We start from the raw sequence: 14,238 nt of genomic DNA, 5'->3' as shown, positions 1-14,238 counted from the left end.
TGCCGTAGGCGCTGCGGAGCCGGCTGAGCAGGCGGTCGGGCCTGCTGCTCGCGACGGCGATGCGGCCCACGGCGTGCCACCGCGGTTCGCTGGTTTTCCGGTCGGCTATGGCCATGTTGACCGGCTTGGCGTCGTAGATCACCCACTGGTTGAGGAGGCCCTCACCGACCAGGGGGTGGGCAGCCTGGTGTGGTGCCCGCTCGCCTCCGGGCGGCTCGCCCGCCCGTACGGGCGGGCGACGGTCCGCTCGGCGGGGATCCGGTCGCCGGGCGGTTCTTCGGGGGCACCGACCGGCCGATCGTGAACGCCGTGCAGGCCGTCGCGCAGGGCCGGGGTCTGCCGATGGCGCAGGTCGCACTCGGCTGGGTGCTGGGCAACCCGGTCGTCACCGCCCCGGTCGCCGGCGCGACCCGCCCGGGCCACCTCGACGACGCGGCGGCCGCGCTGGACGCCCGGGTGACCGGCGACGAACGCGCGGCGCTGGAACGCCCGTACACGCCCCGGCTGCCCACCGGGTTCTGACCACGAGGTCAGGGCACGCGCCCCGGACGCGAGGGAACCGGGCCGGAGGCCGCCGCCCCCCCGGCCGGGGGATCACAGGCGGGCGTGGGTGCCGATGTCGGTGTGGAAGTCCTCGATCATGGCGGCCGTGACCGTCGGGCGGCTGGCGCCGATCGCGGCGAGGTGGTCGGCGGTGGTCGCCCCCGGGACGGCGTCGTCGCGCTCGAAGGCGGTCTGGGCCGCCAGGCGTGCGGCGTGCTCGATGTCGGCGGGCGAGAAGCGCTCGCTCGCGGCCACCAGGGCGGGGATGTCCACGTCGACGCGGTCGGTGTCGAGGGCGTAGCGCGACCAGATCGCGGCGCGGGCGTCCGGGTCGGGGGTGCCGATCGGGATGACGTAGTCGAACCGGCCGGTGCGCAGGAACGCCGGGTCGAGCGAGCGGACGGAGTTGGTCGCGCAGACCAGCAGCCGGCCGTCCCGCTCGCGGAAGCCGGGGATCAGCTTGAGCAGTTCGTTGGTCACCCCGTGCATCGCGCCGGTGCGACCGGCCTCGCCGCGCACGGGGGCGATCTCCTCCACCTCGTCGATGAAGACCAGCACCCGCTCCAGCTCGCCGATCCGGGCGAACGCGCTGCGCAGCGCGGCGGCGAGGTTGCCCTCGTCGGCGAGGCGGGAGGGCAGCAGCTCGACGAACGGCCAGCCGAGGCGGGAGGCGATGGCGCGGGCGAAGGTCGTCTTGCCGGTGCCGGGCGGACCGAACAGGGTGATCGCGCGCGGCGGCCGGACGCCGTGCCGGGCCGCCCGTTCGGGCTGCGCGAGCGGCAGCACGACCCGCCGTTCGATCAGCTCCTTCTCGGCGGTCATCCCGGCCACCCCGTCCCACAGGTCTCCGCTCAGCACACGCCCGCCGAGTTCGTCCAGCGTGCCGGCGGCGGGCCCGGCGGCGGGCTCGGTCTTCTCGAAGTACGCGGCGGCGGGCCGCCGTTCGTAGCCGGCGTTGCGCAGCCCCTCGCCGAGCAGTTCCTCCTCCGGCAGCACGTAGGCGATTCGCCGCACCCGGGCCTCGACCAGCCGTCGCTCCAGTTCCCGCAGCAGCGCGCTGGCCAGGCCGCGCCCGCGCCAGGCCGGGGCGATGGCCACGCGCATCACCCACGCCCGTTCGCCCGCCGCCGCGACCTGCGCGAGCGCCGCCCCGATCGGCGCGCCGTCGTGCACCGCGACGACCGCGGGCTGGCGCGCGGTGAGCGCGGCGATGCACTCGGCGAGCGAGAACACGGACTCCTGCCCGAGGTCGGCGGTGCTGTCGATCAGATGGACGACGGCGGCCAGGTCGTCCTCGCGGTAGTCGTGGATCAGCCAGTTCACGTGCATCGCTCCTGAGGTCGCCGGTCGTGCGGATTGCGGTGGACGGTGAACCTAGGCGCGCCGGGCCGGGCCCGGCATGCGCCGTTCAGGACAACGCGGCGTGGACGAACCGTACGCGACAGCGACTTGCCTCCGAGCGCGGCGGCCCGCACCCGGCCCGCACCCGGCCCCCCACCCGGCCCCCACGCCTGACCTCCGGCACGCGACCGCCGGCCGCTCGCTCGGTCGCTCGCTCGCACCCGATGTCGCAGCTTGTCCGATTCTGACGAAATGTCAGTCGTGGTGCCGCAGGATGGAGATGGCCACGTCACAGGGCGAACCCCGTTGCAAACGATCATTGCTGAGCCCATGTCAGCCGTCAAGCGATCCGATGGTGTCGCCGGATCGCTGCTTCGGTTTTCGTCGTTTCAGCCCTTCTGCACTGCCGATCTCGTCAGTTGACGGCTCGTCGAGGCCGATCATGGAGATCCATACCCGGAAAGTTCTTGACTGAAATTTCAGATAGGGACATGCTCGCCACCATCGCAATGGGGCCGAGACGAAGGCAGGGTTTCGATGAACGGCGGCGCTGTGTCCGCACAACCACGGTCGCGGGGGCTCGCGGCGCTCGTCGGCAGCCTGTTCCTGGTCGACCTGGGCGCCGCGATGTGCAACATCGCGCTGCCGCTGTTACTGGTCCAGGACTACGGCTTCTCCGTGGCGGTGGGCCTGACACTGGCGCTCCAGGTGGTGCCGAGCGTCCTGTTCGGGCCCATCGCGGGCAGCATGATCGACCGGTTCGAACCACGGCGACTCGCCGTCGTGAGCGCGGTGGGCTCCGGGCTCCTGGTCGCCGTCATCCCGTTCGCCGACGCGCTCTGGCAGCTGCAGGTGCTGGGCGTCGCCGTCGGCATCGCGAACATGATCGAGGGCCCGGTCCGGCTGGTGCTGCGGTCGTCGGTGATCGAGGAGGGCGACGAACTGCGCGGCAACGGCCTGATCGTGACCGCGGAACGGGTCCCCTCCGTGCTGGGCCCGCTGCTGGTCGCCCTGGTCTTCGCCCTCGGCGAGGTCCGCGTCGTGTTCTTCGTCGGCGCGCTCCTCGGGCTGCTGGCCGGCGCCCTGATGTACTTCGTGCCCGGTCCCGGCGCGCAACCGGACGCACAACCGGGCGCGGACCCCGACGCACGAGCGGGCGCAAACCCCGACGCCGCACCGGAGAGCGACCCGGAGCGCCCCACCGGATGGCGGGCCCTCGCCCGCGAGGCGTACGTCGACAACACCCGGAGCCTGCTGCGCACCATCGGCAAGGACCGCTTCATGCGCGGCCTCACCCTCACCGCCTTCACCTACGTCTGCGCGGTGTCCGTGGGCCGGTTCGCCCTGATCCAGCTCGGCGCGGTGGAGTTCCACGCCGTTCCCGGCTTCTACGGCTACCTCGCCGGGGCGATGGCGCTCGGCGGCGTCGTCGGCGGGCTGGTCGCCGGGCGCCTGACCCGGTTCCGCAACGGCTCCCTCTACATCGCCGGGAACATCCTCGAAGCCGTCGCCTGGATCGCGGTCGCCACCACCGGCTCCACCGTCCTGGCCCTGCTGATGATGTGCGCGGCCGGCGTCCTGGAGTCGATCGCGACGACGGTGTTCTTCGCCGAGGCGCAGACCAGGGTGCCCGAGGAGGTCGCCGGCTACTACTACGCGGCGCTGATCCCGCTCACCGAGGCCTTCGGCTTCGCCGGGGCCGGCCTGGGTGCGGCGGTCGCCGCCTGGTCCGGGTCCGCCGCGGCGGTCTGCGCCGCGGCCCTCATCGCCGTCCCGGTGCTGCTCACCGCGCGCTGGTACCTGGCTCCCGCGAGGGCAGCCCTGTGAACAAGCTCAGCAGCTACGCGACCTTCAGCCGCTTCGCCGGGCTCACGGTCGTCTCCCACGCGGTCAGCGCCGCCCGGATCTCGCTGCCGGGGCCGGTCGCGGAGCGGCTCCACGCCTTCGCGGGCCGGGAGTTCACCGACGACGAGTTCATCCGTACCGACGAGTTCGCCCATGCCGACGAGTCCAGCCGTGCCCGCGAGTCCGGCCGTGCCGACGAGTTCGGCCGGGACGACGAGCGCGCCGGGCTGCTGCGGCTCCTGCGTTCCCGCCACCTCGTCGTCGACGCGGACGAGGACGAGCACGGCCGCTGGGAGCTCTTCCTCCGGGACGGCCTCCCCGAGGAGGGCCCGTACGACCGGTCGACGTTCTGGAGCGCACGCCCGCTCGACGCGCCGACGCTGGCCCGGCTGGGGCGTACGGACTCCCGTGCCGTCCGCCCCGTGCGGGTGGTCGGCCTCGGCGGCTGCGTGCTCGACTTCGCACGCGACGAACTCCTCCACGAGGGGTACGCCCGCGGGCTCGACATCTCCTTCGAGACGGTCTGGCCGGACAGCACGGCCCGGCTGCGGAGCGTCGAAGCCGATCTCGTGATCCTGCAGTTGGGGATCTTCCCGCACCTCACCCGGCTCTGGGACGCGGCGCCGGCCCAGGACGCGGCGCAGCGCGGGATCGCGCTCACCCGGATCAAGAAGCTGTTCACCCGCTGGGTGACGTCGCTCGCCGAGAGCCTTCCCGACTCGGGCCTCGCCGTCGTGCACAACGTCGGCCCGTCGGCGCTGTCCCCCTACGGCAGGTTCGAGCACGCGGTCGACCTCAACACCCGCCAGGTGCTGGCGGAGCTCAACGGGCATGTGGACGAGCTGGTGCGCGCCGATCCCCGGCTGCTGCTGCTGGACGAGGAGCGGCTCGTCGCCCGGCACGGCGCGCTGACGCTGTTCGACGACCACCTGGTGCCGTTCGGGCACCACGGCGGGGATCAGGACCCGCGGATCGAGATCGCCAATCAACGCCCGGCGCTGGGGCGGGTGTTGGCGGCCGAGTACCTGGACCTGTACGAGGCGGCGACCCGGCAGGGCGAGATCAAGTGCGTGGTGACCGACCTCGACGGCACGCTGTGGCCCGGGATCGCGGCCGACGACGGGTTCGGCTGGACGGACTCCGACTCGACGAGCAGCTGGGTCCACTTCGGACTGCACCAGGCCCTGCGGCTGCTCAAGTCCCGGGGGCTGCTGCTGGCGACGTGCAGCAAGGGCACCGAGCGGTACACCCTCGATGCGTGGCGGGCCGCGGAGCACCCGATGCTGCTCGGCCCGGACGACTTCGTCACGCACCGCATCAACTGGAGCCGCAAGTCGGCGAACGTCGCCGACATCGCGGCGGAGCTCGGGTTCGCCCCCGGTGCGCTGCTGTTCCTGGACGACAATCCGGTGGAGCGCTGGGAGGTGGCACGCGCCCTGCCGGACGTCCGGATCCTCGACGGCGAGCCGCACACCTTCCGCCGGCGGCTCCTCGACTCGCCGCTGCTGGACCGTCCCCCGGCCGGCGCGGAGGCGCGGAACCGTTCGGAGACCACCCGGGCGATGCTCGCCCGCCGCAGCGTCGAGGCCGCCGACCCGGTCGAGTTCATCCGGGAGCTGGACGTGGAGGTCGAGGTGCGGGAGGCGGTCGCCGCCGACCTGCCCCGGCTGGCCGAGCTGTTCAACCGCACCAACCAGTACACGACGACGGCCTGGCGGCCGGGTGCGCGGGAGTTGGAGGCGCTGCTCGGCGGCCCGGACGGCGCGCTGTTCGTCTGCCGGGTACGGGACCGCTTCGCCGACTACGGGCTGACCGGCGTGCTGGCCCTCACCGGTGACGACGTCACCTGCCTGGCGGTGAGCTGCCGGGTCATCGGGCTCGACATCGGACCGGTGTTCCTGGCCGCGGCCCTGCACCGGTCGGGCCGCGCACGCCCCGGGGTCGGCGGCCGGTTCGTCCCGACCGGGCGGAACGCGGCGGCCGGTGACGTCTTCCTGCGTGCGGGCCTGCGACCGGGGCCCGACGGCCGGTTCGCCCTGGTCGAGGGCGGCGACCTGGTGGAGACGGACGCCTTCCCGCACCGGCTCTCCCGTCCGTAGGACGACCCCGGCAGCCGCCGCAACGACAGCCGCCGCAACGAAAGCCCGTGCGACAAGAGCCACGGCAAGACCCACTGCAGGACCCACTGCAACGACCACAGCAACGGCCAGGTCCGGTGCCGCCGAGGCACACGGTCCGAACTGGAGACAAGGAGGATCATGCGTACACGTATCGTCGTGCTCGGCGGTGCCGGTTTCCTCGGTTCCCATCTGTGTGACCGCCTGGTCGGTGACCGGCACGAGGTGGTCTGCGTCGACAACCTCTCCACCGGCTCCCCGACCAACATCGAACACCTGCTGGGAGCCGCCGACTTCACCTTCGTCGAGGCCGACGTCGCCCTTCCGCTGGAGATCGCCGGCCGGGTCGACGCCGTCCTGCACCTCGCCTCGCCCGCGTCCCCCGCCGACTACCTGCGACTCCCGCTGGAGACGCTGCGGGCGGGATCGCTCGGCACCTTCCACGGCCTGGAGCTGGCGCTGCGGAAGGACGCGCGGTTCGTCCTCGCGTCGACCTCCGAGGTCTACGGGGACCCGACGGAGCATCCGCAGCCGGAGTCCTACTGGGGGAACGTCAACCCCGTCGGCCCCCGGTCCTGCTACGACGAGGCGAAACGGTTCGCCGAGGCCGCCACCACGGCGTACCGGGGGGCGCTCGGCGGCAACACCTGCATCGTGCGGATCTTCAACACCTACGGCCCGCGGATGCGCCCCGGCGACGGCCGGGCGATCCCCAACTTCATCCACCAGGCGCTGCGCGGCGAACCGCTCACCGTGGCGGGGGACGGCCGGCAGACCCGCTCGTTCTGCTACGTCGACGACCTGGTCGACGGGCTCGTCCGGGCCGTGCACGGCACCACCGCCGGGCCGGTCAACCTCGGCAACCCCGTCGAGACCACGATCATCGAACTCGCCGAGCTCGTCCGCCGGATCACCGGAACGGCCTCGGGGATCGCGTTCGTCCCCCGGCCCCAGGACGACCCGTACGTCCGACGGCCCGACATCTCCCGGGCCCGGGCGGAGTTCGGCTGGCAGCCCGGGGTGGACCTCGAAGCGGGACTGGCCGCGACGGTCGCCTGGGTCGAGCAGTCCCTGGCTCGGGCCGCCGTCCCGGCCGGGGCGCCCGACCGGCCGACCACACCCCGGGGAGGGGAGCTCCGTTGACCGCGACCGCCGCGACCACCACGGCCTGCACGGCCCGCACGGCCCGCACGGCCCGCACGGCCCGCACGGCCGATGTCGCCGCATTCACCCACGCCTTCCTCGGCGCCCGCCACGAACTGGCGGACGTGCTGACGGACCTCGCGGTCCGGCAGAGCGCCGAGGACGAGATCTTCCGCTCGGTGCGGGCGCTGTCCGGCGCCGCCTGGGAACTCCAGCAGTACGCGCCCCGGCGGCTGAACCGGCTGGCGACCTTCCTGCCATCCAACAACGTGCTCTACTCCTACGTCCTCTTCGGGATCATTCCGTCCCTCTACACCGACGAGGTACTCATCCGGCCGTCGGCCCGGACCGGCGAGACCGCCGCGGCCGTCCACGAGATCCTGCGCCCCCACCTGGCGCGGCTCGCCGGCCGGGTCGAGCTCACCGGGGCGTCCCAGCGGGCGTTCACCGGCGAATGCGCCCGGTCGGACCTGGTGGTCTTCACCGGGCAGCCGGACAACGCCGAGGCGGTGGGCTCCGCGCTGGGCCCCGGCACGACCCTGCTGGCCTTCGGCTCGGGCCCCAATCCGATCGTCCTCGGCCCGCGGGCCGACCTCGAACGCGGATGCCGCGCGGTGCTGGAGGCCAGGACGTACAACTCCGGGCAGGACTGCCTCGCCCCCGACCTGGTCTTCGTGCACCGGTCGATCGCCCGGGAGGTGACGGAGCGGCTCGGCACCGCCCTGGCCGAACTGCCGTTCGGCGACCGCCGGGATCCGGCGGTGGCCGTCGCCCCGCTGGTGTACCCCGACGCCGTCGCCGGAGCCGCGGAGTTCCTCGACGCCCACCGGGAGCACGTCCTGCGCGGCGGCCGCGTCGACACCGCCACCGGTACGGTCGAGCCGACGCTGGTGCACCTGCCGTGGCAGGACGCCTTCCACCCGCCGGAGCTGTTCTCCCCGGTCCTGGTCCTCATGGAGTACGACCGGGCCGAGCAGGTCGAGGCCTGGCTGAACTCGCCCGTCGAACTGGCCCGGGGCATGTACGTGTCCGTCTTCGGGGAACCCGGGCTGCGCGGGGAGCGCATCGGGACCTCGGTGACCTGCCACGAGCGGACGACCTTCGACATCGAGGACGGCAACCAGCCGTTCGGCGGGTACGGCCGGCAGGCCAACAGCGTCCGGCGCGGGGGCCGGGTCGAGACGAGGCCGCTCCTGGTGTCGGCGGAAACGGGCCGACGATGACCCTCCGCGCGACCTCCCTGTTCACCGCCGCTCCGGGCCACGCGTGCGCGACCGGCCCGTTCGAGGTGCCCGCGGCCGTCCGGCTCGGCATCGTCGACCCGGCCGCCGCCCGGACCCTGGCCTGCGCACTGACCCGCGCGTTCCACGGCACGGCCGACAGCGCGGTGCCCGTCATCGTGGCCCTGACCGAGTACGCCCGGTCCTCGGCCGACCGCTTCACCGGCCGGCACGACGACCCCGGGCACCGGATGCGGCCCTCCGACTCCACCGGGCTCGAACCGTCCGGAGTGCTCCAGCCGTTCCTGACGGCCTCCGGCTGGCAGGGCCGCTGCCACCTGGTCACCAGTCCGGACGACGCCGCCGGGCAGGCGCTGCGCTGGGCGACCGCCCTGGTCGGGTCCGGACGGGCACCCTCGGTCGTCGTCTGCGACCTGCCCCGGAACGAGCACGGGGCCTACTGGGCGGTCGCGCTCCGGCTGTGGGGCGCCGCAGCCGCAGCGGCGCCTCCCACGACGCTTCCCACGGCGCCGGACTCCTGCGCGACCGCCTGCGCGCCGGACTCCTGCGCCCCGGGCGCAGAGCCCCCGGACAGCGCGCTGACGGCATTCGCCGCCACAGCCGGCACCCCGACGGCACCCGCCGCCGATCCACACCTGACGACCCGAACGATGAAGGAGGCCGGTCATGGCTGACCGCAGCCAGTGGGACACGGTCGCCGCCGTGCTGGCCGACGCGGGCTGCTCGCTGGTGACGGGACTGCCGTCCGACGAACCCGGCCTGCTGGACGCCGCCGGGCGCCGACCGGGGCTGACCGCCCTGCCCGTACGGGACCAGCGGGTCGCCGCGTGCGCCGCGATCGGCCATGCGACGGCCTCCGGCCGCCCGGCCGTCGTCGCCGTGGACTCGGGGCCGAGCTTCAGCAACGCGCTCACCGGGCTGCTCGAAGCCTCGTCCCTGTGCTGTCCGGTCGTCGTGGTGACGACGCGGATCCCCGTCGCCGGGCTCGGCCGGGGCGGGTTCCAGCAGCTCGACCAGGCCACCATGGCGGGCCCGCTGGTCAAGTGGTCGGTCCTCGTGGAGAGCGCGGAACAGCTGCGCTGGGCGCTGCGGCGGGCCGTCCACCTGTCGGTCAACGGGACGCCGGGCGTCGTCCTGGTGGAGATCGCCGCCGAGGTGCTCGCCGGGGACCCGGTGGACCCCGCGCCGACGGGCGAGCCCGTCGCCCGGGTGCGTTCGGTCGCCGACGACGCGTCGCTGGAACGGGCCGCGGCGCTGCTGGCCTCGGCGAGCGCGCCGGTGGTGGTCGCCGGCGGCGGGGCGAAGGCGGCGGGCGCGCAGCTGCGCGCGCTGGCGGAGCGGCTCGGTGCCCCCGTGTTCACCACGGCGTCCGGCCGGGGGGTGATCGACGAGGAGCACCCGCTGGCCCACGGGCTCGTCGGGCTCTACGCCGGCCCGGCGGCCCTGCGGATCCTGGACGCCGCGGACGTGGTGCTGCTGGTCGGCTCCCGGCTGGAGGAGACGGCCAGGACGGGCTGGACCGGCCTGGACGACAAGCGGTTCATCCAGGTGGACTGCGAGTCGGCGGTCTTCTCGACCGTGGTCGAACCGGCGGTGCCGCTGCTCGGCGACGCGGCCCTCACGCTCGGCCGGCTCGGTGAACTCGCCGCGGCGGCAGGGCCGGTGGCCCCGCCCTGCTGGGCCGGACCGGCCGAGCCGGCCCTCCCCTGGTCGGACGGACCCTGGTCGGGCGAACCCTGGTCGGACGGATCCCGGTCGGACGGATCCCGGTCGGACGGATCCCGGTCGGACGGATCCCGGTCGGACGGGCCGCAGCAGCTCACCGCGAGGCACGCGTTCGGCGCCCTCACCCAGGTCTTCGGACGGGATCTGACGCTGGTGCAGGAGAACGGCCTGCACGACATCTGGGGCTACCAGTACCCGGTCCTGACGGTCAGCGACCGCACCACCCTGGTCGTGCCGGGCGAGCAGACCATGGTCGGCTTCGGCCTCGGCGCGGCCCTCGGGGCGGCGGTGGCCCGGCCGCAGCGGCCGACGGTCCTGGTCTGCGGTGACGGCGCCTTCGAGATGAGCCTCGCCGCGCTGCCGACGATCGCCGAGAACGGGTACGGCCTCACCGTGCTCGTGTTCGACAACCGGGGGTTCGGCTGGCCGCGCTACCTGCGCGACCTCGATGGCGCCCCGACCGACGTCACCCGGTTCCCGGCCCCGTCCCACGCCGCCGCGACGGTTGCCGCGCTCGGCGGCTGGACGGCGCGCCCGACGACGCCGGCCGAACTGGTCGGCGCCCTCGAAGAGGCCCGCCGGCACAACGCCGAGGGACGGATGGCCCTGCTGACGATCGGAGTCGACGACGGCGACGTGCCCACCTCCGTCCGCCGGGTCTTCGGCTCGGTCGTCGGCGCGGTCGTAAGCACGGCCTCCGGCTCCCCGGAGCGGCCGTGATGACGTTCTTCCCGCTGACCGTCGACGGCGTCGACGTCCCGCGCGCCCACCTGGTGGCGCTCACCGACCGGCTGACGGCGGAACTGGAGGGCCACGGCGTGGGCACCGGACGGGCGGCACTGGCGGCCACCGGCGATCCGGTGACCACCGTGGCGGCCATGCTGGCCACCGAACGCCTGGACGCCCCATTGCTGCTGGGCGGCAACGCCGCGACGGACGCGGAGCCCGCCTGGGCGGTGGTGGACGCGGCGCGGGTGCGCGCCGGCCGCGACCGGCCCGGCGGCCCACTGCCCGCCGGGACCGCCGCGGTGCTGTGGACGTCCGGCACCTCCGGCCACCCCAAGGCCGTCGCCCTGTCACGGCCGGCGCTGGCCTACCAGGGCGACGCGACCGCGGCCCACCTCGGCATCTCGGCCCGGGACCGGCTCCTGCTGCCCCTGCCGCTGCACCACTCCTACGCCTACAGCGTGCTTCAGGTGTGCCGGAGCACCGGCGCCCACCTGTACGTCGAGACCGGCTTCCAGGTGCGCCGGATCATCCGGCGGATCGCGGACGCCCGCATCACCTCGATGGACGGCGTGCCGTCCATGTACCGCGCCCTCGCGGCCGACGCGGCCGCCCACCCGGAGACCCGGGCGGCCCTGGCGGGCCTGCGGATCCGCGGCTGCGGCGGCGACGTGCTCGCCCCCGGCCTGCACGAGCGGTTCGTCAGCCGTACCGGGGTCGGGCTGCACGACGGCTACGGGCTCACCGAGGCCGGGCCGAACGTGGCGATCAACGTGCCGGGCCGGATCCGGCCCGGTTCGGTCGGCAGCCTCCTCGCCGGGACGAGGGCGCGGGTGCACGGCCCGGACCGCGAGGTCCAGGTCAGCAGCCCCAGCCTGATGACCGGGTACGTGGACCCGGCCACCGGAGCGCTGCTCCCGGCGCCGTTCACCGAGGACGGCTGGCTCCCCACCGGGGACACCGGAGCCGTGTCGCCGGACGGCTACCTCACCATCACCGGCCGGATCAAGGAGGTCCTCATCGTGCACGGCGAGACCGTCGCGCCCGCGCTCCTCGAAGACGTCATCCGCACCGTCCCCGGCGTGGCCGAAGCCGTCGTGCTCGGCCGGCCCGGGCGGGCACGCGGGGACGAGATCCACGCGTTCGTCCAGCCCGACGACGGCGCCACGGACCGGGCGGCGCTCCGGGCGCGGGTGCTGGCCGCCTGCCGCGGCGCGCTGCCGCCGCAACTGCGGCCCCGGGCCGTCCACCTGGCGGCCGAACTCCCGCGCACCCGCTCGGGGAAGGTCGAACGGCGCGGGCTGCGCGCCCTGTACGCGGACGTGCTCGGAGACGGGTCGTGACCGGGGTCGCCCTCACCGGGCTGGGACTCGTCACCCCGTTCGGGGTGGGGCCGGGCGCGTTCCGGGCGGGGCTCCTCGCCGGGGCGTCCGCGATCGGCCCGCTGACCCGCTTCGCCGATCCGGCCCGGGCCGGAGACCCGCGCGAGCGCGTCGCCGCACAGATCGACGCGTCGGTGTGCGGCGCACCCGTCGGGGGGCGCAAGCACTGGCTGACCGAGACGGTCGTCGCCCAGGCACTGCGCCGGGCCCGGCTGCCGCGGCTCCCGGCCGGCGCCCTCACCGTGGTCGCCGGGCAGACCCCGGTCAGCGCCTCCCCCGCCGCCTTCGCCCGGGATTTCGAGAGCCCGCGGCCCGGCGCGGCACCCGGCCCGGTCGTCCAGGTGCCGCACGCCTGCGCGTCCTCCGCGTTCGGCCTGGCGCTCGCCCGGGACTGGCTGCTGTCGGGCGGCGCCGACGTGGCCCTGGTCGTCGGGGTGGTCACGCTCAACCCCTACGACTTCTCCAGCATGGATCTGGTCCGGGCGCAGAGCGGGCGCGGCGCGGCGCCCTTCGACCTGCGCCGGGAGGGCATGACCCTGGGCGAGGGCGGCGGGGCCGTGGTCCTGGAGACCTTCGCGCACGCCCGGGCCAGGGGGCTCGACCCCGCCGTCGCGCTGACCGGCGCGGCCTGCCTGATCAGCGGCGGGAGCGTGGCCGACTCGCAGGCGGAGGCCATCGGCGCGTGCGTCGCCGAGTCGCTCGACCAGGCCGGGACGACGGAGGTGGACTACGTCCACGCCCATGCCACCGGGACGCCGCAGGGCGACGCCGCGGAGCTCGCCGCGCTCGATGCCACCGCGGCGCGCCTGGGCTGGTCCGGCGTGCCGGTCGGCTCGCACAAGGGGGCGATCGGGCACCTGCTGCACGCCTCGACCATGCCCGCCGTCGCGGCGGCGGTGGGCTTCCTGCGGACCGGGATCGCCCCCGGCACACCGGGACTCACCGAGCCCATCGCCGCCGAGCGCATGCACGTGGCGGTCGGTCCGGTGCGTACCGACCGGGCGCGGCACGTGCTGGTCGACGGTTTCGGGTTCTACGGGAACTACGCCTCCCTGGTGATCAGCAAGGTCCCGGCCAGCACGGGGCCGGCCGGCACGACGCCCGTCGGCAAGGTCCCGGCCGGCACGGCGCCCGGTGGGCGGCACGACCCCGAGGGGGACGACGAATCGAGAGAGGGGGAGTGGTCATGACCCGTTGGAGTCCGATGCTGCTCGACGAGGCCGAGCTGGGGACGATGCCGGACCTGCCGCTGCCCGCGGTGCTCCGGCACGCCGACTCGGTGATCGACACCCGCCCGAGCAGCCGTGCCCTGTACCGGAGTTGGGAGCGCCAGCACTGGGCCGCCGACGAGGTGGAGCTGGAGCGGGACGCGGCGAACTGGTCGCGGCTGCCCGACCCCGTCCGGCAGCGGGTGCACAAGCTGATCGTCAACTTCCTGATCGGGGAGTACACCGGCCTGGAGCTCCTCGGACCGATCCTGACCGGCTGCCCCGACGAGGACTCCCTGGTGTACGTCGGCACCCAGCTCGCCGACGAGTCCCGGCACACCCACCTCGTCAAGCGGATCGCCGTCGACGTGCTCGGCATGCCCGCCGACCTGGAGGCCTCCCTCCCCGAGGGCTGGAGTCAGCTCTCGCCGGCCCAACGGCAGTTGAGCACACTGGAAGCCGAACTGATCGGCCGGATCGCCCGGCCGATGCCCGACTACGAGGACTGGCTGCGCGCCGTCACCGTCTTCCACCTGGTGACCGAGGGCATCCTCGCCCTGCACGCGCAGCGCACGCTCGTCGGCTCGCTGCGGGCGGGCGGCACGCTCCCGGGGATCCGGGCGGGCTTCGTCGCGATGACCCGCGACGAGTCCCGCCACGTGGCCTTCGGGATGCAGGCCCTGCGGGAGGGCCTGAGCCACGGCCACGAGGAGGCCATCACCGACGTCCTCATCACCGCGATGCCGCTCGCCGTCTGCGTCGAAGCCGAGGAGCCGATGCCGCCCGAGCAGCGCGCGCAGGTCGTCGCGGTCGCGGAACTCCTACGCGCCGAGGCGGTCCTGCGGATGCGCCAGATCGGCATGACCCGGGCCGCCGTGGCCCGGGTGCTCCGGGCCACCGACCGGGCGATCTCCCACCTGCGCGCACCCGGCGCGCAGGCGACCACCCCCACCCAGCACTGAGGACC

11 protein-coding genes are annotated in these 14,238 nt (G+C 74.5%); 10 read left to right on the top strand and 1 reads right to left on the bottom strand.

Translation table 11 applies throughout. The features are described 5' to 3' along the window. The first annotated feature begins 192 nt into the window (after positions 1 to 192). Positions 193 to 522: an aldo/keto reductase gene (locus tag ABTY56_RS20345; RefSeq protein WP_350630330.1), complete on the top strand. Its 330-nt coding sequence runs from the start codon at positions 193 to 195 to the stop codon at positions 520 to 522. A gap of 72 nt (positions 523 to 594) precedes the next feature. Here ABTY56_RS20345 and ABTY56_RS20340 read toward each other — a convergent pair whose 3' ends face one another. Beyond that, positions 595 to 1,866 (bottom strand): ATP-binding protein, encoded by a 1,272-nt coding sequence (locus ABTY56_RS20340; RefSeq protein WP_350630329.1) that lies wholly within the window; start codon positions 1,864 to 1,866, stop codon positions 595 to 597. Between the two features lie 570 nt (positions 1,867 to 2,436). Here ABTY56_RS20340 and ABTY56_RS20335 point away from each other — a divergent pair. The 9 genes from ABTY56_RS20335 to ABTY56_RS20295 all read left to right on the top strand — a co-directional run bounded on the left by ABTY56_RS20335 (position 2,437) and on the right by ABTY56_RS20295 (position 14,233). After that, positions 2,437 to 3,711, top strand: a complete 1,275-nt coding sequence (locus ABTY56_RS20335; RefSeq protein WP_350630328.1) for an MFS transporter — start codon at positions 2,437 to 2,439, stop codon at positions 3,709 to 3,711. Beyond that, positions 3,708 to 5,828, top strand: coding sequence for an HAD-IIIC family phosphatase (locus ABTY56_RS20330; RefSeq protein WP_350630327.1), 2,121 nt, complete (start codon positions 3,708 to 3,710; stop codon positions 5,826 to 5,828). The genes ABTY56_RS20335 and ABTY56_RS20330 overlap by 4 nt, the downstream gene beginning before the upstream one ends. 159 nt (positions 5,829 to 5,987) lie before the next feature. Beyond that, positions 5,988 to 6,989 (top strand): UDP-glucuronic acid decarboxylase family protein, encoded by a 1,002-nt coding sequence (locus tag ABTY56_RS20325; protein WP_350630326.1) that lies wholly within the window; start codon positions 5,988 to 5,990, stop codon positions 6,987 to 6,989. After that, positions 6,986 to 8,212, top strand: coding sequence for an aldehyde dehydrogenase family protein (locus ABTY56_RS20320; RefSeq protein ID WP_350630325.1), 1,227 nt, complete (start codon positions 6,986 to 6,988; stop codon positions 8,210 to 8,212). The genes ABTY56_RS20325 and ABTY56_RS20320 overlap by 4 nt, the downstream gene beginning before the upstream one ends. After that, a complete protein-coding gene (locus ABTY56_RS20315) occupies positions 8,209 to 8,904 on the top strand; it encodes a hypothetical protein (protein WP_350630324.1) in 696 nt (231 codons plus the stop codon). Before ABTY56_RS20320 ends, ABTY56_RS20315 begins: the two co-directional genes overlap by 4 nt. Further along, positions 8,897 to 10,675 (top strand): thiamine pyrophosphate-binding protein, encoded by a 1,779-nt coding sequence (locus ABTY56_RS20310; protein WP_350630323.1) that lies wholly within the window; start codon positions 8,897 to 8,899, stop codon positions 10,673 to 10,675. Before ABTY56_RS20315 ends, ABTY56_RS20310 begins: the two co-directional genes overlap by 8 nt. Beyond that, complete coding sequence (locus ABTY56_RS20305) at positions 10,675 to 12,024, top strand: class I adenylate-forming enzyme family protein (protein ID WP_350630322.1); 1,350 nt, start codon at positions 10,675 to 10,677, stop codon at positions 12,022 to 12,024. The genes ABTY56_RS20310 and ABTY56_RS20305 overlap by 1 nt, the downstream gene beginning before the upstream one ends. Next, positions 12,021 to 13,253: a beta-ketoacyl synthase N-terminal-like domain-containing protein gene (locus ABTY56_RS20300; RefSeq protein ID WP_350630321.1), complete on the top strand. Its 1,233-nt coding sequence runs from the start codon at positions 12,021 to 12,023 to the stop codon at positions 13,251 to 13,253. The genes ABTY56_RS20305 and ABTY56_RS20300 overlap by 4 nt, the downstream gene beginning before the upstream one ends. Further along, entirely contained in the window at positions 13,250 to 14,233 is a 984-nt protein-coding gene (locus tag ABTY56_RS20295) for a ribonucleotide-diphosphate reductase subunit beta (RefSeq protein WP_350630320.1), read from the top strand. Before ABTY56_RS20300 ends, ABTY56_RS20295 begins: the two co-directional genes overlap by 4 nt. The last annotated feature ends 5 nt before the right edge of the window (positions 14,234 to 14,238 follow it).

The organism is Kitasatospora sp. NPDC097691 (assembly GCF_040302665.1).
In the GTDB taxonomy this organism is placed as follows: Bacteria; Actinomycetota; Actinomycetes; order Streptomycetales; family Streptomycetaceae; genus Kitasatospora.
Note: the sequence above shows the minus strand (reverse complement) of the source record. Positions and strands in the feature narration are given on the sequence as shown.